15 protein-coding genes are annotated in these 17,621 nt (G+C 71.1%); 7 read left to right on the forward strand and 8 right to left on the reverse strand.

The genetic code is table 11. The features are described 5' to 3' along the window. Window positions 1-16 precede the first annotated feature (16 nt). From ACFU9E_RS16340 to ACFU9E_RS16355, 4 genes are all read right to left on the reverse strand, one after another. Window positions 17-637 carry a hypothetical protein gene (locus ACFU9E_RS16340; RefSeq protein ID WP_380686380.1) on the reverse strand — a complete coding sequence of 207 codons (621 nt, stop codon included), beginning with the start codon at window positions 635-637 and terminating at the stop codon, window positions 17-19. Between the two features lie 51 nt (window positions 638-688). After that, window positions 689-2,032 carry an MFS transporter gene (locus ACFU9E_RS16345; RefSeq protein ID WP_380686382.1) on the reverse strand — a complete coding sequence of 448 codons (1,344 nt, stop codon included), beginning with the start codon at window positions 2,030-2,032 and terminating at the stop codon, window positions 689-691. A 138-nt stretch (window positions 2,033-2,170) separates the two neighbouring features. Continuing rightward, complete coding sequence (locus tag ACFU9E_RS16350) at window positions 2,171-3,253, reverse strand: inositol-3-phosphate synthase (protein ID WP_355362533.1); 1,083 nt, start codon at window positions 3,251-3,253, stop codon at window positions 2,171-2,173. A gap of 127 nt (window positions 3,254-3,380) precedes the next feature. Next, entirely contained in the window at window positions 3,381-4,079 is a 699-nt protein-coding gene (locus ACFU9E_RS16355; RefSeq protein WP_380686384.1) for a helix-turn-helix transcriptional regulator, read from the reverse strand. 508 nt (window positions 4,080-4,587) lie between these two features. Here ACFU9E_RS16355 and ACFU9E_RS16360 point away from each other — a divergent pair. Both ACFU9E_RS16360 and ACFU9E_RS16365 read left to right on the forward strand, forming a co-directional pair. Beyond that, the gene (locus ACFU9E_RS16360; RefSeq protein WP_380686386.1) at window positions 4,588-7,257 is read left to right on the forward strand and encodes a transglycosylase domain-containing protein; all 2,670 of its coding nucleotides are present in this window, start codon (window positions 4,588-4,590) and stop codon (window positions 7,255-7,257) included. Window positions 7,258-7,647: 390 nt separating this feature from the next. Then, window positions 7,648-9,249, forward strand: a complete 1,602-nt coding sequence (locus tag ACFU9E_RS16365; RefSeq protein WP_380687620.1) for a glycosyltransferase family 87 protein — start codon at window positions 7,648-7,650, stop codon at window positions 9,247-9,249. Between the two features lie 10 nt (window positions 9,250-9,259). On the opposite strand, the gene ACFU9E_RS16370 is transcribed toward ACFU9E_RS16365, so the two are convergent. The 3 genes from ACFU9E_RS16370 to ACFU9E_RS16380 all read right to left on the reverse strand — a co-directional run bounded on the left by ACFU9E_RS16370 (window position 9,260) and on the right by ACFU9E_RS16380 (window position 11,970). Continuing rightward, the gene (locus tag ACFU9E_RS16370; protein ID WP_380687622.1) at window positions 9,260-10,294 is read right to left on the reverse strand and encodes an alanine racemase; all 1,035 of its coding nucleotides are present in this window, start codon (window positions 10,292-10,294) and stop codon (window positions 9,260-9,262) included. 57 nt (window positions 10,295-10,351) lie between these two features. After that, the gene (locus ACFU9E_RS16375; protein ID WP_380687624.1) at window positions 10,352-11,470 is read right to left on the reverse strand and encodes a lipid II:glycine glycyltransferase FemX; all 1,119 of its coding nucleotides are present in this window, start codon (window positions 11,468-11,470) and stop codon (window positions 10,352-10,354) included. Window positions 11,471-11,670: 200 nt separating this feature from the next. Then, window positions 11,671-11,970 (reverse strand): hypothetical protein, encoded by a 300-nt coding sequence (locus ACFU9E_RS16380; protein ID WP_030304540.1) that lies wholly within the window; start codon window positions 11,968-11,970, stop codon window positions 11,671-11,673. 298 nt (window positions 11,971-12,268) lie between these two features. Between ACFU9E_RS16380 and rpsF the strand changes: the two genes are divergently transcribed. The 4 genes from rpsF to rplI all read left to right on the forward strand — a co-directional run bounded on the left by rpsF (window position 12,269) and on the right by rplI (window position 14,037). Next, a complete protein-coding gene (gene rpsF, locus ACFU9E_RS16385; protein WP_350570360.1) occupies window positions 12,269-12,559 on the forward strand; it encodes a 30S ribosomal protein S6 in 291 nt (96 codons plus the stop codon). A gap of 96 nt (window positions 12,560-12,655) precedes the next feature. After that, a complete protein-coding gene (locus ACFU9E_RS16390; RefSeq protein WP_380687625.1) occupies window positions 12,656-13,258 on the forward strand; it encodes a single-stranded DNA-binding protein in 603 nt (200 codons plus the stop codon). 78 nt (window positions 13,259-13,336) lie between these two features. Further along, window positions 13,337-13,573 carry a 30S ribosomal protein S18 gene (rpsR, locus tag ACFU9E_RS16395; RefSeq protein ID WP_030304537.1) on the forward strand — a complete coding sequence of 79 codons (237 nt, stop codon included), beginning with the start codon at window positions 13,337-13,339 and terminating at the stop codon, window positions 13,571-13,573. A 17-nt stretch (window positions 13,574-13,590) separates the two neighbouring features. Further along, a complete protein-coding gene (rplI, locus tag ACFU9E_RS16400; RefSeq protein ID WP_355362547.1) occupies window positions 13,591-14,037 on the forward strand; it encodes a 50S ribosomal protein L9 in 447 nt (148 codons plus the stop codon). Window positions 14,038-14,172: 135 nt separating this feature from the next. Here the strand turns inward: rplI and ACFU9E_RS16405 are convergent, their stop codons facing one another. Beyond that, window positions 14,173-15,498: an MATE family efflux transporter gene (locus tag ACFU9E_RS16405; protein WP_380683309.1), complete on the reverse strand. Its 1,326-nt coding sequence runs from the start codon at window positions 15,496-15,498 to the stop codon at window positions 14,173-14,175. A 591-nt stretch (window positions 15,499-16,089) separates the two neighbouring features. On the opposite strand from ACFU9E_RS16405, the gene dnaB reads away from it, so the two are divergent. After that, window positions 16,090-17,568: a replicative DNA helicase gene (gene dnaB / locus ACFU9E_RS16410; RefSeq protein WP_380683323.1), complete on the forward strand. Its 1,479-nt coding sequence runs from the start codon at window positions 16,090-16,092 to the stop codon at window positions 17,566-17,568. Window positions 17,569-17,621: the final 53 nt, after the last annotated feature.

A 17,621-nucleotide genomic window follows, 5' to 3' on the forward strand; every position in this document is an offset into this window, starting at 1 on the left:
GTCGGGTGGCGGGCGGTCAGGACTTCTTGACCGGCGGGACGCCGGTGAGCGGGCCGAGGCAGAGCACGTACCGCTTCTTGTTCCAGCGGCGGCCGCTCTTGCCCGAGACGGTGCTGGTGGTGCCGGCGGTGCTTCGGCACTTGGTGGTGTCGGTGGTGGACTCGAACGCGGCCAGCACCTTGTAGTTCGCCTTGCTGTCGGTGCACTTGACCACCGAGACGTCGCGCGAGCCGGCGGCCCGGACGCAGTCGCCGGCCTTGGCGCCGCTGACGCTCGGGCCGCTGACGAAGTAGCCGACGATCAGGGTGATCACGCCCAGGACCAGGCCGGCCGCCTTCAGCCGGGCCTTGCCGTGGCCCTTCGCGGCCGGTGCGCCGGCCGGGAGCGGGGCGGCCGGCGGGTAGCCGTGCGGGGAGGGGTGGCCGTAGGGGGCCTGGGGGTACGGCTGGGCCGGGTAGGGCTGGGCCGGGTACTGCGCCGGGTAGGGCTGGGGCGGGTACGGCTGGGACTGGGCCGGGTACGGGGGAGCCGCCTGGGGCGGTCCGTACTGCTGGGGCACGGGCGCGCCGTAGGGCTGCGGGACCGGCGCGGGGCCGTACGGCTGTGGTGGTCCGTACGGATGTGGCGGTGTGCTCATCAGATTGTCCCCCGAGACAGACTGCTGTCGCTCCGACAGATCTGACGTACCTTAGCGACTCGCGCCGACGTCCCCGGGGAGCGGTCCGGTGCGACGGGCGGTGCGCAGGTAGAGCACGGCCGAGGCTCCGTACACCAGGGCCACGCCCAGCACGACCGGCACCGAGCGGCCGGAGAGCGGCAGCACCAGGGCGGTCACCAGGGCGGCGGCCACGAAGGCGACGTTGAAGAGCACGTCGTAGATGGCGAAGACCCGGCCCCGGTAGTCGTCCTCGACCGACTCCTGCACCACCGTGTCGGCGCAGATCTTGGTGCCCTGGGTGACCACGCCGAGCAGCAGCGCCGCGATCAGGCAGGGCACCAGGCGGAAGCCCAGCCCGAGCACGGGCACGAAGAGCACCGGCGCGGCCAGGCAGAGCGTCATCCAGCCGGCCAGCCCGAGCCGCCGGCTGCACCAGGGGCTGATCACCGCGGCGACGAAGAAGCCGGCCGCGGAGAGCCCGACCGCCTGGCCCAGGGTGGCCAGGCCGGCCGCGCTGTCGGTGGGGTCGTTGAAGGTGTAGCGGGCGAGCATCACCACGACCACGATCAGCACGCCGTAGCAGAACCGCGCCGCGGTGACGGCGGCCAGCGCGTGCGCCGCCGGACGGCGGTCGCGCACCAGGTGGGTGACGGCGGCCCGCAGCTCCCGGGCGGCCTGGACCAGCGCCTGGCCGAGCGCGGGGCGGTCCGGGTGGTGGGTGGGACCGAGCAGGTCGCGGTCCATCCGCAGCGCCGCCAGCGCGGCGGTCAGGTAGAGGACGGCGGCGAGGCAGACCAGGGCGGCGTCGGCCTTCGGCCCGGGGGGCATCACCTGGTGCAGCAGGAAGCCCAGCCCGCCGCCGCAGGCCGCCGCGACGGTGCCCAGGGTGGGGGAGAGGGCGTTGGCGGTGACCAGCTGCTCGCCGCGCACCACCCGGGGCAGCGCCGCCGACAGGCCGGCCAGGATGAACCGGTTGAGCGCGGTGACCAGCAGCGCGGAGGCGAAGAAGAGCCAGGTCGGGGCCTGGACCAGGAGCAGTCCGCCGGTGACCAGGCCGAGCCCGAAGCGGGCCAGGTTGCCCAGGTAGAGCACCTGGCGGCGGCGCCAGCGGTCCAGCAGCACACCGGCGAAGGGGCCGATCACCGAGAACGGCAGCAGCATCACGGCCAGCACCGAGGCGATGTCGGCCGGCGAGGACTGCTTCTCCGGGGAGAAGACCACGTAGGCCGCGAGGGAGACCTGGAAGACGCCGTCGGAGAGCTGGGACAGCACCCGGGCCGTCAGCAGCCGGCGGAAGTCACGGCCGCGCAGCAGGTCGAGGAGCGTGGCGCGGTGCGCGGCCCGGTGGGTACTGCCGTTCTCGGTGATCGCCACGTGCCCAGAGTGCCATGGAAGGGGCCGGTGTTTCACGTGAAACATTCGCCGGGAAAAGATGAACGGGCCCACGGCTGTCGACCGTGGGCCCGTTCGGAGTCCGAGCGGACCGGGCTCAGTGCCCGGAGGGGCTCAGATTCAGCGCTCGACCTCGCCGCGGATGAACTTCTCGACGTTCTCGCGGGCCTCGTCGTCGAAGTACTGGACCGGCGGGGACTTCATGAAGTACGAGGAGGCGGAGAGGATCGGGCCGCCGATGCCGCGGTCCTTGGCGATCTTCGCGGCGCGCACGGCGTCGATGATGACACCGGCGGAGTTCGGGGAGTCCCAGACCTCGAGCTTGTACTCCAGGTTCAGCGGGACGTCGCCGAACGCGCGGCCCTCCAGGCGGACGTAGGCCCACTTGCGGTCGTCCAGCCAGGCCACGTAGTCCGAGGGGCCGATGTGGACGTTGTTGGCGCCCAGCTCGCGGTCGCGGATCTGCGAGGTGACGGCCTGGGTCTTGGAGATCTTCTTGGACTCCAGGCGCTCGCGCTCGAGCATGTTCTTGAAGTCCATGTTGCCGCCGACGTTCAGCTGCATGGTGCGCTCGAGGATGACACCGCGGTCCTCGAACAGCTTGGCCATCACGCGGTGCGTGATGGTGGCGCCGACCTGGGACTTGATGTCGTCACCGACGATCGGCACGCCGGCCTCGGTGAACTTGTCCGCCCACTCCTTGGTGCCGGCGATGAACACCGGGAGGGCGTTCACGAAGGCGACCTTGGCGTCGATGGCGCACTGGGCGTAGAACTTGGCGGCCTGCTCGGAACCGACCGGCAGGTAGCAGACCAGGACGTCGACCTGGGCGTCCTTCAGGGCCTGGACGACGTCGACCGGGGCCTCGTCCGACTCCTCGATGGTCTCCCGGTAGTACTTGCCCAGACCGTCGAGGGTGTGGCCGCGCTGGACGGTGATGCCGGTCGGCGGCACGTCGCAGATCTTGATGGTGTTGTTCTCGGACGCCGTGATGGCGTGCGCGAGGTCCTGGCCGACCTTCTTGGCGTCGACGTCGAAGGCGGCGACGAACTCCACGTCACGGACGTGGTAGTCACCGAACTGGACGTGCATCAGCCCGGGGACCTTGCCGGCCGGGTCGGCGTCCTTGTAGTACTCGACACCCTGCACCAGCGACGTGGCGCAGTTGCCCACACCCACGATGGCTACGCGAACCGAACCCATTCCGGTTGCTCCCTGTGATCTCATGAGCGCCGCCGAGGGTCGGCGGGACTCGTCCTGCTTCTTCGATGACTGCTGACGGGCGCGTGACGCGCCCGCTCCTGCCGCGCGGCACAGGGCTGGCGCGGTGTCAGCGCTCCTGGTCGGAGCGCCCCGGGCGGTCGTACGGTGGCCCGGGCGGGTCCACGGACCCGTCCTCCTCGCCTCGGCCGTCCGAAGTCCTGGGTACTGAGGGGCCGGTCGTGCCGGCCGACGGGCCGGTGCGGCCGGTGCGGTTGGCCCGCTCGGTCTCGATCAGCTCGTTGAGCCAGCGGACCTCGCGCTCCACCGACTCCAGTCCGTGCCGCTGCAGCTCGACGGTGTAGTCGTCGAACCGCTCGCGGGCGCGGGCGAGCGAGTTGCGCATCCGCTCCAGGCGCTCCTCCAGCCGGCTGCGGCGGCCCTCCAGCACGCGCATCCGCACGGCCCGGTCGGTCTGGCCGAAGAAGGCGAAGTGCACGCCGAAGTGCTCGTCCTCCCAGGCGTCGGGGCCGGAGTCGGCGAGCAGTTCCTCGAACCGCTGCTTGCCCTCGGCGGAGAGCCGGTAGACGATCTTGGACCGCTTGCCGTTGAGCGCGGTGGCCGGGACGTACTCGACGTCAGGGTTGTCCTCGACCAGGAAACCCTGGGCCACCAGGCTCTTCAGACAGGGATAGAGCGTCCCGTAGGAGAACGCGCGGAACGAGCCGAGCAGGACGTTGAGCCGCTTGCGCAGCTCGTACCCGTGCATCGGGGCGTCGTGGAGCAGTCCGAGAACGGCGAACTCCAGCACTCCTGAGCGCCTGCCCACTGCTGTCGTCCTCCCTTCCCCGGCCGGTCCGCGACCCGCCTGGCTCGGCGGTATGTCGCTCCGATGTATCGGCTCGATATATCGAGAACAGTAAACCTGGCCCTTCGAACCGGCAAGAGGGACGCGCGTGAATGTGATCACAAGGCGACGCGCGGGTGTGCTTGGCAACGGGCGTGTAATGATCTGCTGCCGTTTTGCGGCTATTGGCGATTGATGCCCGATTGGTTCGGATTCCAGGCTGCGTACGCTGTCGCGTGTGCACGAGGACCACCTCCGGGGTTAGGTCGGTTGCGGGCATCGGACGTGGACCCTGCCTTCAGGCTCGACCGGCCTGGCGAGGAGTAGCTGGAACATGAGCGAACGACGGCGCAGGTCGCCAGGTGGCGACGGTCGTCCCCCGGGCGGAGACAACGGGCGAGCGGCGGGCCCCGGGCCCGACGAGCTCGGTTCGGAGGGCCTCGGCCGGCGCAGACCCCAGGGCGGGCGGGACACCGCCCAGCAGCCCCGGATGACCCGCGCCGAGATGCGCAAGGCGGCCCAGAAGGGCGGCCGGCGCGGTGGTGCGGAGGCCGGCGGCGCCGCCGCGGCCGCGGCCGGACGGGGCGCGGCTCCCGGCAAGAAGCGGTTCATCGACTACCCGCGCTTCGGCAAGCGGGGCTTCCGCCGCTGGCTGCCGTCCTGGCGGCAGTGGCTGAGCGGCGTCCTGCTCTTCGCCGCGGCCTGCGTGGGCGGGGTCTTCTACGTCTACCAGACGACCGAGATCCCCAAGCTCAACGCCCTGGTGGACGACCAGAACAACATCTACTACTGGGCCGACGGCACCGAGATGGTCCGCAAGGGTGAGACCAACCGGCAGATCGTCGAACTCGCCGACATCTCGCCCAATCTGCAGAACGCGGTCATCTCGGCGGAGAACTCGACCTTCCGCACCGACAGCGGCATCGACCCCAAGGGCATGATGCGCGCCGTGATCAACATGGCCAAGGGCGGACAGACCCAGGGTGCCTCGACGATCACCCAGCAGTACGTGAAGAACGCCTACCTGACGCAGGAGCAGACGCTCTCCCGCAAGCTCAAGGAGTTCTTCATCACCCTGAAGGTCAATCAGGAGTTCGAGAAGAACGACATCCTCAAGGGCTACCTGAACACCAGCTGGTTCGGCCGCGGCGCGACCGGCGCCCAGGCCGCCGCCCAGGCGTACTACGGCGTCAACGCCAAGGACCTGGACCTGTGCCAGAGCGCCATGCTGGCCGGCCTGCTCAAGGGCGCGTCGTTCTACGACCCGACCATCAAGGGCAACCACGACCGCGCTCAGGAGCGCTGGGCGTGGATCCTCGACCGGATGGTGGAGACCAAGAACACCACCGCCGAGGAACGGGCGAAGTGCACCACCTTCCCCGAGCCGATCAAGCAGGTCCCGCCGGCCAACATGAACGGCCAGATCAGCTACCTGGTCGAGACCGCCAACAAGTACGTCATGGCCAAGGACTCGTCGATCGACCAGCGGGCGATCGACAAGGGCGGCTTCAAGATCTACACGACCTTCCAGAAGGACAAGGTCGACGCCCTGAAGAAGGCCGTGGACGACGTCAAGGGCGAGACCCTCAACCCGCAGAAGCGCCCGGACAACGACAACTTCGTCCAGTTCGGCGCGGCCAGCATCGTGCCCAACGACGGTGCGATCGTCGCCCTCTACGGCGGTGACGGCGTGGAGAACGGCCACCACGACAACAACGCCGACGCCCAGGGCGTCCAGGTCGGCTCGACCTTCAAGCCGTTCGTGCTGGCCACCGCCATGCAGACCGGCGTGATGACCGCGACCGACGACAAGGGCAAGCCGAAGCGGATCAACGCCGACAGCCGCTACCTCTCCGACGACATGTCGGAGATCCGCAAGCCGGACGGCTCGCTGGTGATGGGGGACGACGGCAAGCCCTACCACCAGAAGAACGAGGAGAAGGGCCGACGCGGCTACGTCTCGCTGCGGATGGCCATGCAGTACTCCTACAACGTCCCCTTCGTCCAGCTGAACCAGGACGTCGGCGGCCAGAACGTCATGCAGATCGCCGAGGCGATGGGCATCCGCAAGGAGAACATCGAGAAGGAGTCGAAGACCACGACCTTCCCGCTCGGCGTCTCCACCATCAGCCCGATCCGGATGGCCGACGCCTACGCGACCTTCGCCGCCAGCGGCAAGCAGGCCGACCCGTACTCGGTCACCAAGGTGCTGATGGACGGCAAGGAGCGGCCCGGCTTCGGCAAGCACGAGACCAAGCAGGCGCTGGAGCCGGCCGTCGCCGACAACATCACCGATGTGCTGGTGAACGTGGCGAAGAACGGTACCGGTAAGAAGACCAACACCCTGGGCCGCCCGGTGGCCGGCAAGACCGGTACCACCGACGAGAACAAGTCGGCCTGGTGGGTCGGCTACACCCCGCAGCTGACCACCAGCGTGGCGATGTGGCGCGAGGACGCGGCCCACCCCGGGCGGCTCTCGCTGAACGGCACCGGCGGCAAGGACTCGGTGCACGGTGGTGACGTCCCGGCGGACGTCTTCACCCGGTACATGAAGGCCGCGCTGGCCAACGAGAAGAAGCTGGACTTCCCGACCCCGCAGCCGGTCGGCTCGCAGGTCGACTCCTCGGGTGCGCCCAGCACCGCCAGCGCCATGCCGACGCCGACCACGACCGAGACCGGGCCCACCGCCCCGACGGACCCGAACGCCGGCCAGCCGGTCCAGCCGCCGGCCAGCCAGGAGCCGGTCTGCGTCCCCGGCGTGGACTGCCCCGGCACCGTGCCCACCCAGCCGGCGCCGACCAAGACCAACCCGAACCCGGGCGGTGGCAACAACGGCGGCACCAACGGTGGCGGCACCACCGGCGGAGCCGGGGGCACCGGCGGCACCGGGACCGGTGGTGGCACCGGCGGCGGCACCGGAGGTACCGGCGGTACCAACGGCGGCACCGGTGGTGCGGGCACCGGCGGTGCGGGTGGCACGGGCGGCACCAACCCGTCGCCGAGCTGTCTGCCCGTCATCGGCTGCTCCTCGCCGACCACGCCGCCGACCACCGACCCGGGCGGCGGCGCCGGCGGGGCGACCGGCGGTCCGACCACCAGGCCGCCCAAGCCCAGCGGATCGGCCACGGCACCCCCGAACGGCAACGTGGCGGCCCAGTAGGGGCGCCGTCGGACGGTGACCGGAAACGGCGGTGGGGGGGGGGGGGGGGGCCCCCCCCCCCCCCGGGCCCCGTATGGTGGGGGTGGTGAGGGGGGGCCCGGGGCCCCGGGGCGGGGGCGGGGCGCCGCCCGAGGCCGGCCGCGGCGCCGGCCGGCCACCCGGCCCCCCCCGCCCCGCGCCCGCGCGGGCGCCACGTGGTGGCCGCGGGTGTGCGGGGTCCGCTAGGGGGGGTTGGGGGGCTCCGGGCCCCCCCCCACCGCCGTTTCGCCGTATTCGGAGCGATTCGTGCCGGTACCCCGGTGACCGGTGGCCCGGTCGGCGCCGTCCTGCCGCGGAAAAGGGGCAGGGGCATCCTCGTACGGGCGGGCGGGGTGCGGCAGGATGTCCGCCATGACGTCCAGCGTTCGTGACGAAGAGGCCCCGGCCGCGCCGCCGGTCGGTCCGCAGGCCAACACCGTGGTGGTGCCGGCGGACGAGGATCCGGTCGCGGCGGCCGGCAGCGAGGTGATCGGCGGCCCGCCCGGACGGCGCGCGCTGCTCGGTGTCTCCTGGTGGGTCCCGGCGCGCTTCCTGGCGCTGGTGGTGATCGTGGTCTCGGTGCTGGGCATGGCGCAGAAGCTGCCCTGCTACGACGCCGCCTGGTTCCAGCCCGGCTCGCCGCAGTACGTGCACGCCTGCTACAGCGACATCCCGCACCTGTTCTCCGGGCGCGGTTTCGCGGCCGGCCTGCACCCGTACGTGGACCGGATCCCGGGCACCACCGGTGACCTCCAGTTCCTGGAGTACCCGGTGCTGACCGGCCTGTTCATGCAGATCGCGGCCTGGCTGACGCCCGGCGGCGGGTCCCTGCACGACCAGGAGCGGTGGTTCTGGACGATCAACGCCGGTCTGCTGATGGCCTGCGCGGTGGTCGCCGTGGTCGCGCTCTCCCGCACCCACCGGCGCCGCCCCTGGGACGCGCTGATGTTCGCGCTGGCGCCGACCCTGCTGCTCAACGCCACCGTCAACTGGGACCTGCTGGCCGTCGCGCTGGCCGCCGTCGCACTGGCCTGGTGGTCCGGCTCGCGGCCGGCCTGGGCCGGGGTGTTCATCGGACTGGCCACCGCGGCCAAGCTCTACCCGGTGCTGCTGCTCGGCCCACTGGTGGTGCTCTGCTGGCGGGCCGGCCGCACCCGCGACCTGCGGGCCCTGCTCGGCGGCGCCGTCGGGACCTGGCTGCTGGTCAACCTGCCGATCATGATGGCCAACTGGCAGGGCTGGTCGACCTTCTACGTCTTCAGCAAGCACCGCACCGAGGACTACGGCTCGCTGTGGCTGATCCTCATGCAGAACCGGGGCGTGGGGCTGGCGAACCTCGACACCTTCATCGCCATCCTGATGCTGCTGAGCTGCGCGGGGATAGCGTGGCTCGGCCTCGCGGCGCCCCGCCGGCCGCGGGTGGTCCAGCTGGCCTTCCTGGTGGTGGCCGCCTTCGTGGTGTTCAACAAGGTCTACTCGCCGCAGTACGTGCTCTGGCTGCTGCCGCTCGCGGTGCTGGCCCGGCCGCGCTGGCGGGACATCCTGATCTGGCAGGCCTGCGAGGTGCTCTACACCCTGGGCATCTGGTCCCACCTGGGCTTCGTCACCGGGCCCAAGCAGCACGGCATCGGCGAGTCCTGGTACCACTTCGCGATCGTGCTGCACCTGCTCGGCACGCTCTACCTGGTCGGCATGGTGGTCCGGGACATCCTGCTGCCGGACCGCGACCCGGTGCGCTGGGACGGCAGCGACGACCCGTCCGGCGGGGTGCTGGACGGGGCGGCGGACGTCTTCGTGCTCGGCACCGCCCGCCGGCTGCGCGAGGAGGAGAGCTACGCCGGGTACGCGCCGGCCGGTCCCGAGGCGTGGCTCGACGAGCCGGCCGCCACGGAGCCGCCCGTCGCGGAAGCGGTCGCCGCGGAACCGGCCGCGGCGACGGAGCCGCCCGCCGCGGAACCGGCCGCGAAGGACTGACCGGCCGGACTCAGCGGTCCACCACGCGGTCGAAGTGCGTGGTGGTGTGCCGCACCTGCAGGCCGAGCTCGTCGCCGACCGCCGGCGGCTTGGCCTCGTTGTCCAGGAAGAGCAGCGAGACCTGCATGTGCGGCGGCTCGGCGAACCAGAGCTGCTTGCCGGCCCAGTGGTACGGCGACTTCGTCTTGTTGACGGTCGCCAGGCCGGCCCGGGCGATGCCCTTGGCCCGGGAGGACATGCCCTGCACGTACTTGGGCGCCTCCAGACCGATGCCGTGCGCGGTGCCGCCGGCGACCACCAGCAGGTGGCCGTCGGAGGGCGCCGGGTGCTGGCGGTAGCCGTAGCGGTCGCCCTTCTGGACCGGGGTGACGTCCAGCACCGTCGCCCGGACCTCCAGCGCGCCGTGGTCGCCCAGCCAGAGCCGGGTGCCGATCCGGGCCCGGAAGACGGTCTCCGGGAAGCGCTGGGCCAGCTGCTCCATGCCCGCCGCGCCGAGGTGGCTGACGAACACGGTGTGCACCGGGACGCCGGCGGCCCGGGCGGTCTCCACCCAGTACGCGACCTCGTCGACCGGGTTGGAGCCGTCCGGCCGGTCCATCGGCAGGTGCAGCGCCAGGCCCTCGAAGTGGACGCCCTCCAGCTCGGCGGCGACCGTGGTGAGGTCGGCCGCCGAGACGCCGTGCCGGCGCATGGTGGTCATGCACTCCACCACCACCCGGGCGCCGTGCAGCGCCCGCAGCGCGTCCACGCTCGCCACCGTCCGGATCACCCGGGCGTGCGGCAGCGGCAGCGCCTCCTCGCCCAGCCGGTAGGGGGTGAGCACCAGCAGCTCGCCGCCGTACCAGTCGGCCGCGTCGGCGGCCTCGTAGGCGGTGCCGACCGCCAGCACGCCGGTGCCGAGGAGGGTCGCCTCCTCGGCCAGCCGGTGGTTGCCCAAGCCGTAGCCGTTGCCCTTCGCCACCGGCACCAGGCCGGGGAACTCGGCCAGCACGGAGCGCTGGTGGGTACGCCAGCGTTCGGTGTCGAGGTAGAGCGACAGCGTCATCGGGTCATCTCCCAGGGGGTGTTGGGCACGGCTGCTCGGTGGCTCGGCGAGCGCTGCTCAGCGGCGCGACATGTAGAGGTCGAGGGCCTTGTGCAGCAGCTTGTTGAGCGGGAAGTCCCACTCGCCGAGGTACTCGGCGGCCTGGCCGCCGGTGCCGACCTTGAACTGGATCAGGCCGAACAGGTGGTCGTTCTCGTCCAGGGTGTCGGAGATGCCGCGCAGGTCGTACACCCCGCCGCCGAGGGCGTAGGAGTCGCGCATCATCCGCCACTGGATCGCGTTCGACGGCTTGACCTCGCGCTTGTGGTTGGCCGAGGCGCCGTAGGAGTACCAGACGTGCTCGCCGACGACCAGCATCGTGGTCGCGGCCAGCGGCTCGCCCTCGTGGTAGGCGATGTACAGCCGCATCCGGTTGGGGTCCTCGGCGACGAGGGCCTTCCACATGCGCTGGAAGTAGGCCAGCGGGCGCGGGGTGAACTTGTCGCGCTCGGCGGTCACCAGGTAGAGCTGGTGGAAGACCGGCAGCTCGTCGTAGCCGCCCTGGACCACCTCGACGCCGCTCTTCTCGGCCTTCTTGATGTTGCGGCGCCAGAGCTGGTTGAAGCCCTTCTGGATGTCGTCCAGCGAGCGGTTGGCCAGCGGCACCTGGAAGACGTAGCGCGGCTGGACGTCGCCGAAGCCGGCGCCGCCGTCCTCGCCCTGCAGCCAGCCGGCCTTGCGCAGCCGGTCGGCGACCTCGAAGGCGCGCGGCTCGTACCAGTCGGCCTCGACGTCGCGCAGGCGCTTGGCCTGCTTGGCGGCGATGGCCTCCTTGATGGTCGGGGCGTTCCAGCGGCGGATGACCACCGGCGGGCCCATCTTCACCGAGAAGGCGCCCTGGGACTTCAGGTGCGCCAGCATCGGCTGCAGCCAGCGGTCGAGGTCGCGGTCGAACCAGTCGATCACCGGGCCCTCGGGCAGGTAGGCGAGGTAGCGCTTGAGCTTGGGCAGCTGCCGGTAGAGCACCAGGCCGGCGCCGACGAGCTGGTTGGTCCCGTCGAACCAGCCGATCGACTCGGAGCGCCACTCGGCCTTCACGTCGCCCCAGGACGGCACCTGCATGTGGCTCGCCGAGGCGCGGCTCCTGATGAAGGCGAGGTGCTCCTCGCGGGTGATCGTCCTCAGGCGCAGGCTCATGCTCGGTGCTCCTCGTCGGTCGGGCTGCGGTGGGCCCCGTCTTCTCGGGGTGACCCTATCGTCCGGGGTCCCGTCGGCTTCGGGCACGGCGGCGCCCCCGCCGCGTACCCGTCCGCCTGAAGACAAGTACGCCACGGGGGCGCCCGGGGTTCCTCGGGGTGATGGAGCCAACCCCGTCGTGGGGCCGACCCGTGGTGGGGCTAACCCCACAGACCGCCGCGTGCGATGCCGAGGTAGAAGCCGATCGCCGAGGCGCCGAGCGTGATCATCAGGACGAAGCGCTCGGCCGTGGTGACGGAGACGTACATCCCCAGCAGGCCGGTGACGATCCCGAACAGGCCGGTCCACGAGGTCAGCAGGTGCAGGTTGTGGAAGAACGACGTGATGAAGGCGATCGCGCCCAGGACGGCGGTGAGGCCGACCAGGGTGTTCTCCCGCGGGTGCGGGTGTCCGTCGGTGTTCAGGGTGAGGGCGGGCATGCGGTGGACGGTCTGGGCCATGAGTCCCACCTCCTGGCGTGGAGACGAACGGGCGGGAAACCCGTTCCGTCCAGATTGCGGCGGTTGGACGGGTCTCACAACCCCTATGCGTTTTGTTCGTCCGTCCGGGTGCGGGTAGGGTGTGTCGTCTGCACTGGTGTAGTTGTGCCCTCCTCTGCCCTCTTCCGGGTGAACGGGGACGGGCTGTCCGACCCGGCCGCTACGGTGGCCGTGTCGTCACTGCTCCGGTGCCGACGCTGCACAACCCTCCTGCCACGGAGAGACCGTGGCCGCTGAGTCCAAAGGAGGTGGGTTACTCATGCGTCACTACGAGGTGATGGTGATCCTCGACCCCTCGGTCGAGGAGCGCGCCGTTTCCCCCCTGATCGAGAGCTTCATGGCTGTCGTCCGCAACGCGGGTGGCAAGGTCGAGAAGATCGACACCTGGGGTCGCCGCCGTCTGGCCTACGAGATCAACAAGCAGTCCGAGGGCATCTACTCGGTCATCGACCTGCAGGCCACGCCTGAGGTCGTCAAGGAGCTCGACCGCCAGCTGGGCCTGAGCGAGTCGGTTCTGCGGACCAAGGTCCTGCGCCCGGACACCCACTGAGCCACCTCTGAGGCCTTCGGGTCTCGGGTAGCTCGCGACCGCTGTTTCACGTGAAACAGCGGTGAACGGACATCTTCCCGAGAGGTCATCACCACCATGGCAGGCGAGACCGTCATCACCCTCGTCGGCAATCTCGTCGACGACCCCGAGCTGCGCTTCACCCCGTCGGGTGCGGCGGTCGCGAAGTTCCGCATCGCGTCCACCCCCCGCACCTTCGACCGTCAGACGAACGAGTGGAAGGACGGCGAGAGCCTCTTCCTCACGTGCAACGTCTGGCGGCAGCCGGCGGAGAACGTGGCCGAGTCGCTCCAGCGCGGCATGCGCGTCATCGTGCAGGGCCGGCTGCGCCAGCGGTCTTACGAGACCAAGGAAGGCGAGAAGCGGACGGTCTTCGAGGTCGAGGTCGACGAGGTCGGTCCGAGCCTGCGCTCGGCGACCGCGAAGGTCACCCGGGCCAACCGGTCCGGCGGCCCCCAGGGCGGCGGCTTCGGCGGCGGCCCGCAGGGTGGCGGCCAGGGCGGCGGCTGGGGCGGCGGCGGTGGCGGCCAGCAGGGCGGCGGCTGGGGTGGCAACTCCGGCGGCCAGTCCGGCCCCTCCGACGACCCCTGGGCGTCCAGCGCTCCCTCTGGTGGCAACCAGGGTGGCGGCAGCTGGGGTGCCCCGTCCGGTGGCGGCTTCTCGGAAGAGCCCCCGTTCTAAGAGCTGACAGATTTCGTGCGGCCTGGCCGCGGGCGTCGCGAGACGCCCGCCCGGCCGTGAACCCCAATGGAGCACACAATGGCGAAGCCGCCTGCTCGCAAGCCGAAGAAGAAGGTTTGCGTCTTCTGCAAGGACAAGGTCAACTACGTTGACTACAAGGACACGAACCTGCTGCGGAAGTTCATCTCCGACCGTGGCAAGATCCGTGCCCGCCGGGTCACCGGCAACTGCACCCAGCACCAGCGTGACGTCGCCACGGCCGTGAAGAACAGCCGTGAGATGGCGCTGCTGCCCTACACCAGCACCGCGCGCTAAGAGAGGGTGACCGAACAATGAAGATCATCCTCACCCACGAGGTGCCGGGCCTGGGCTCGGCCGGCGAGGTCGTCGAGGTCAAGGACGGCTACGCCCGCAACTACCTGGTTCCGCGTGGCTACGCCATCCGCTGGACCAAGGGCGGTCAGAAGGACGTCGACGCCATCCGTCGCGCCCGCAAGATCCACGAGATCCAGACCCTTGAGGCCGCCAACGAGGTCAAGGGCAAGCTGGAGGGCGTCCAGGTCAAGCTGGCCGTTCGTTCCGGCGAGGCCGGCCGTCTGTTCGGCTCGGTGACCCAGGCCGACGTCGTCGAGGCCATCAAGGCCGCCGGCGGCCCGTCGGTCGACAAGCGCGCCGTCGCGATCGCCTCGCCGATCAAGACCGTGGGCACCCACAAGGTCTCGGTCAAGCTGCACTCGGACGTCCAGGCCAACCTGGACATCGCCGTCGTCGCCGCCTGAGCCACGACCACGCCTCGGTAGCGTCAGCTCCGCAGCAGTGGCCCGAGGGCCGGTCCCCCTTCGCGGGGGGACCGGCCCTCGGTCGTTCGCCGGGCCGGTCGTTCGCCGGGCCGGTCGTTCGCCGGGCCGGGCCGCTCAGCTCCGCACCGCGCCGGTGACCAGCCACCTGCCGCCGCGGGCCCGCCAGGCCAGGAAGCCGCCGCGGACCAGCATGAAGAGGTTCATCGCCCACCAGAGCCCGGCGAGCCCGGTGCCGCTGGCCGGTACCGCGAGCGCGGCGGGCGCGAAGACCGCCAGCGTGGCGAGCATCGCCCAGGCCAGGAACGGACCGTCCCCGGCGCCCATCAGGACGCCGTCCAGGACGTAGACCAGGCCGGAGACCGGCTGGCAGAGCGCGAGCAGCAGCAGGACGGTGTTCAGCTGCTGCTGCACCGCCGGGTCGGGGGTGAACAGCGGGACGTACAGCGGCCGGGCGAGCACCACCAGCAGGCCCAGCAGCACGCCGGAGCCGATGCCCCACTCGATCATCCGCCGGGTGGCGGCCCTGGTGCCCGGGACGTCCCCGGCGCCCAGGTAGCGGCCGATGATCGCCTGGCCGGCGATCGCGATGGCGTCCAGCGCGAAGGCGATGAACAGGAAGACCGTCATGGCGATCTGGTGCGCGGCGATCTGGTCGTCGCCGAGCCCGGCGGCCACCGCGGTGGCGATCATCAGGATGGCGCGCAGGCTCAGGGTGCGAACCATCAGCGGGCCGCCGGCCCGGGCGCTCGCCCGTATCCCGGCCGGGTCCGGCCGCAGCGAGGCCCGCTCCCGGCGGGCGCCGCGGACCACCACGAAGACGTAGACGGCGGCCATGCCGGTCTGGGCGGCGACCGTTCCCCAGGCCGAGCCGGCCACCCCGAGCCCGGCGCCGTACACCAGGGCGGCGTTCAGCCCGAGGTTGGCGGCGAAGCCGGCGACGGCCACGTACAGCGGCGTCCGGGTGTCCTGGAGGCCGCGCAGCACGCCGGTGGAGGCCATCACCATCAGGATCGCCGGGATGCCGAGCGCGCTGATCCGCAGGTACGTCACGGCGTACGGGGCGGCCGTCGGCGAGGCGCCCAGCGCGTCCGCCAGCAGTGGGGCGAGCAGCAGGGTCAGCGCGACCACTCCGACGGAGAGGGCCAGCGCCAGCCAGATGCCGTCGATGCCCTGCTGGACGGCGGCCCGGCGGTCCCCGGCGCCGATCCGGCGGGCGACCGCGGCGGTGGTGGCGTAGGCGAGGAAGACGAACACCCCGGTGGCGGTGGTGAGCGCGGCGGAGGCGACGCCGACGCCGGCCAGCTGGGCGGTGCCGAGGTGGCCGACGATCGCCGAGTCGGCCATCAGGAACAGCGGCTCGGCGACCAGGGCGCCGAAGGCGGGGACGGCGAGGGCGAGGATCTCGCGGTCGTGCCGGCGGCGGTCGGTGGTGAGGGTCATGGGAACCAGGCTACTCATCCACAGGTAAGTGACAAAAGGCCATCCGGGCACTTACTCGTACGAGCGAGCGACCGGGTCGTCCGGATGTGTGTCCACCGCCACCCGGCTGCGTGTGAAGAATTTCTCATGCACAGGCCCGGGACGGGGGAAGCGCAGGTCAGCGGGTTGACGGTGGATCGATCGTCTGGTTATCCACAGGGCTTTCCACAGGGGCGTCCACAGGTTTGCGGCACTTCTCCACAGTCATCGGCCACTCGTCCACACCCCCTGTGGATAACCGCCTTGGCTGAAGGCCGTCCGGCGCCTTAGCGTGGGCCCTCCGTCCGACACTCCCACCCGCCCCGGCGTCCGATTTGTCGGTGCGGTGGCGTAGAAAATGCGGTGGCGCGGAGTCGGGTTCCGCACCATCCCAGCCACCGGCAAGGCCCGCTCCAACTCGCACCACTCGCTGAACGGGGAACACGCGTGACCGGCCCCCAGTACGACGACCACGACGCCCCGCCGCCGGAGGACGACTGGCAGGGCGCCGACGACCCCTTCCCGGTCGGCGCCTTCGCCGACGCCCCCTTCCCGGACGGCCCCGGCGACCGCCTGCCGGTCTCGCGCGGCCGCGGCCAGGGCCAGGGCCAGGGCCAGGGCGGCGGCTTCCAGAAGGGCGGCAAGGGCGGGTCCGGCGGCTTCCAGCGGGACGGCGGCAAGCGGCGCCAGGGCGGCGAGGACGACCGCGGCGAGGGCGGCCTGGACGGCTTCGAGCGCGTCCCCCCGCAGGACCTCGCGGCCGAGCAGTCCGTCCTCGGCGGCATGCTGCTCTCCAAGGACGCCATCGCCGACGTGGTCGAGGTGCTCAAGCCGGCCGACTACTACCGGCCCGCGCACGAGCTGATCCACGGCGCGATCCTCGACCTGTACGCGCGCGGCGAGCCGGCCGACCCGATCACCGTGGCCGGCGAGCTGACCAAGCGCGGCGAGCTCCAGCGGGTCGGCGGCCCGGGCTACCTGCACACCCTGGTCAACTCCGTCCCGACCGCCGCCAATGCCGAGTACTACGCGCAGATCGTGCACGAGCGCGCGGTGCTGCGCCGGCTGGTCGAGGCCGGCACCCGGATCGCCGGCATGGGCTACGCCGCCGAGGGCGACGTCGACGAGATCGTCAACGCGGCGCAGGCCGAGATCTACGCCGTCACCGAGCAGCGCACCAACGAGGACTACGCCCCGCTCGCCGACATCATGGAGGGCGCCCTCGACGAGATCGAGTCGATCGGCTCCCGCAACGGCCAGATGTCCGGCGTCCCGACCGGATTCGCCGACTTCGACGCACTCACCAACGGGCTGCACCCCGGCCAGATGATCGTCATCGCGGCCCGCCCCGCGATGGGCAAGTCCACCCTGGCGCTGGACTTCGCCCGGGCCTGCTCGATCCACAACAAGCTGCCGAGCGTGATCTTCTCGCTCGAAATGGGCCGCAACGAGATCGCCATGCGCCTGCTCTCCGCCGAGGCCAGGGTGGCGCTGCACCACATGCGCTCCGGCTCCATGACGGACGACGACTGGACCAGGGTGGCCCGGCGGATGCCGGACGTCAGCGAGGCCCCGCTGTTCATCGACGACTCCCCGAACCTGTCGATGATGGAGATCCGCGCCAAGTGCCGCCGGCTCAAGCAGCGTAACGACATCAAACTGGTCGTCATCGACTACCTCCAGCTGATGCAGTCCGGCGGCTCCCGCCGGGCCGAGAACCGCCAGCAGGAGGTCTCCGACATGTCGCGAAACCTGAAGCTGCTGGCCAAGGAGCTGGAGGTGCCGGTGATCGCGCTCTCCCAGCTGAACCGTGGTCCCGAACAGCGCACCGACAAGCGTCCGATGGTCTCCGACCTGCGTGAGTCCGGCTCGATCGAGCAGGACGCCGACATGGTCATCCTGCTGCACCGCGAGGACGCCTACGAGAAGGAGTCCCCGCGCGCGGGCGAGGCCGACCTCATCGTCGCCAAGCACCGAAACGGCCCGACCGCCACCATCACCGTGGCCTTCCAGGGCCACTACTCCCGCTTCGTCGACATGACCCGCGACTGACCTCCGGCCGGAGGGGACGGCGCCCCGTCCGGAGGCGGTGCGGAACTCCCGCA

It is taken from the genome of Kitasatospora sp. NPDC057595, from assembly GCF_042800875.1.
Classification (GTDB): Bacteria; Actinomycetota; Actinomycetes; order Streptomycetales; family Streptomycetaceae; genus Kitasatospora.

Bases quoted from the DNA above. Each gene is read 5' to 3' on its own strand.
- ACFU9E_RS16340 (WP_380686380.1), bottom strand. From the start codon at position 637: ATGAGCACACCGCCACATCCGTACGGACCACCACAGCCGTACGGCCCC.
- ACFU9E_RS16350 (WP_355362533.1), bottom strand. From the start codon at position 3,253: ATGGGTTCGGTTCGCGTAGCCATCGTGGGTGTGGGCAACTGCGCCACG.
- ACFU9E_RS16360 (WP_380686386.1), top strand. From the start codon at position 4,588: ATGACCCGCGCCGAGATGCGCAAGGCGGCCCAGAAGGGCGGCCGGCGC.
- ACFU9E_RS16365 (WP_380687620.1), top strand. From the start codon at position 7,648: ATGACGTCCAGCGTTCGTGACGAAGAGGCCCCGGCCGCGCCGCCGGTC.
- ACFU9E_RS16370 (WP_380687622.1), bottom strand. From the start codon at position 10,294: ATGACGCTGTCGCTCTACCTCGACACCGAACGCTGGCGTACCCACCAG.
- ACFU9E_RS16375 (WP_380687624.1), bottom strand. From the start codon at position 11,470: ATGAGCCTGCGCCTGAGGACGATCACCCGCGAGGAGCACCTCGCCTTC.
- ACFU9E_RS16380 (WP_030304540.1), bottom strand. From the start codon at position 11,970: ATGGCCCAGACCGTCCACCGCATGCCCGCCCTCACCCTGAACACCGAC.
- rpsF (WP_350570360.1), top strand. From the start codon at position 12,269: ATGCGTCACTACGAGGTGATGGTGATCCTCGACCCCTCGGTCGAGGAG.
- ACFU9E_RS16390 (WP_380687625.1), top strand. From the start codon at position 12,656: ATGGCAGGCGAGACCGTCATCACCCTCGTCGGCAATCTCGTCGACGAC.
- rpsR (WP_030304537.1), top strand. From the start codon at position 13,337: ATGGCGAAGCCGCCTGCTCGCAAGCCGAAGAAGAAGGTTTGCGTCTTC.
- rplI (WP_355362547.1), top strand. From the start codon at position 13,591: ATGAAGATCATCCTCACCCACGAGGTGCCGGGCCTGGGCTCGGCCGGC.
- ACFU9E_RS16405 (WP_380683309.1), bottom strand. From the start codon at position 15,498: ATGACCCTCACCACCGACCGCCGCCGGCACGACCGCGAGATCCTCGCC.